Origin of the sequence: Alteromonas sp. MTD1, assembly GCF_042848195.1 — a bacterium.
In the GTDB taxonomy this organism is placed as follows: domain Bacteria; phylum Pseudomonadota; class Gammaproteobacteria; order Enterobacterales; family Alteromonadaceae; genus Alteromonas.
This window is the reverse complement of record NZ_BTGG01000020.1, coordinates 1-1,214: the sequence shown is the minus strand read 5'-3', so window position 1 is coordinate 1,214 and position 1,214 is coordinate 1. Positions and strand designations below refer to the sequence as shown.

Sequence of the window (1,214 nt, the reverse complement as noted above, 5' to 3'; positions counted from 1 at the left end):
TTGTATGGATAATTCTTCCCTAAATACACCGACATTCCTTTTCGAAGATGGGTAAAGTGAGGCCCAGACTTTGGCTGCAACCAAAGTTGGCTGTGTAGTAGTTCGGCGATTGAGTGGCTCCTCATTTGAGAGACCGATAACAAACTCGAACGCTACACGGTACTCCAAGCAACATACTCGAATAGTCGACTGGGCCCCGAGCTCGCATTTAGCAAACCAGAGTTAGCTTATTATGAATAAAACCGCAGTGCAAAACATAAACGTGGGTGTAGATACCGGAAAGGATTTTCTTGATATTCATATTCGTCCACTGAATGAATATTTCAAAGTCAGTAATGACAAGAAAGGCGTAGCAGAAGCAACAAAACGCCTTCGAAAATTGAATATTGAACGTGTTGTAATTGAATCTACAGGTCGTTACGAGGCTCTTTTTGTTAGTGCTTGTGCAAAGGCGGATATACCTTTCAGCATAGTCAATCCAGTTCACGTAAAACGTTTTGCAGGAGCCATAGGACAAAGAGCTAAGACGGATAAGTTGGATGCGGCGTTGATAGCTCAATTCGGTGAGGTAATACAACCTAAGCTATCTAGGCTGAAGCCAGAGAATATGCAGAAGATGGCAGATATTGTTAGGCGTAGAAATCAGTTAATAGAGATGCAAACTAAGGAAAAGAATCGTCTGCAGATTATGTCAAAGGCCATTCAGCCCAACATAAAAGCGATGCTTGTACTTTTGAAAAAGCAAATAAATAAGATGAATGATGAGCTAGCAAAACTGATAGAAAGTTGCCCGGAATACAGAGCGAAGAGTGAGCTAGTGCAGAGTATGCCAGGCATAGGAAAAATATCAGCCGCAGCATTAATTAGCTATCTACCGGAACTTGGCTTGATGAATAGCAAACAAGTTGCATCACTTGTTGGTGTTGCACCGATGAATAAAGAAAGTGGTAAATACAAGGGAAAGCAAGTTACTCAAGGTGGGCGTCACCAAGTCCGTACCGTTCTGTTTATGGCGATGATGTCAGCCATGCAGTGCAATCAAAAATTTAAGGCGTTTTACGAGCGCTTAGTTGAAGCGGGAAAACCGAAAAAAGTTGCAATCATAGCTTGCGTGAGAAAGATGGTGATCATCTTAAATTCAATGGTAAGAGATGGCGTCATGTGGGAAGAAAAAACAGTTTAAATTCAAGGTTGACGCCATAGTCGTTTGTTAG

The 1,214-nt window shown here is 41.8% G+C and carries 1 protein-coding gene; it reads left to right on the top strand.

Annotated elements, in window-relative coordinates:
• The first annotated feature begins 232 nt into the window (after positions 1-232).
• Positions 233-1,183: an IS110 family transposase gene (locus ACGHAV_RS16920; RefSeq protein ID WP_334016220.1), complete on the top strand. Its 951-nt coding sequence runs from the start codon at positions 233-235 to the stop codon at positions 1,181-1,183.
• Positions 1,184-1,214 lie beyond the last annotated feature (31 nt).

Bases quoted from the DNA above. Each gene is read 5' to 3' on its own strand.
- ACGHAV_RS16920 (WP_334016220.1), top strand. From the start codon at position 233: ATGAATAAAACCGCAGTGCAAAACATAAACGTGGGTGTAGATACCGGA.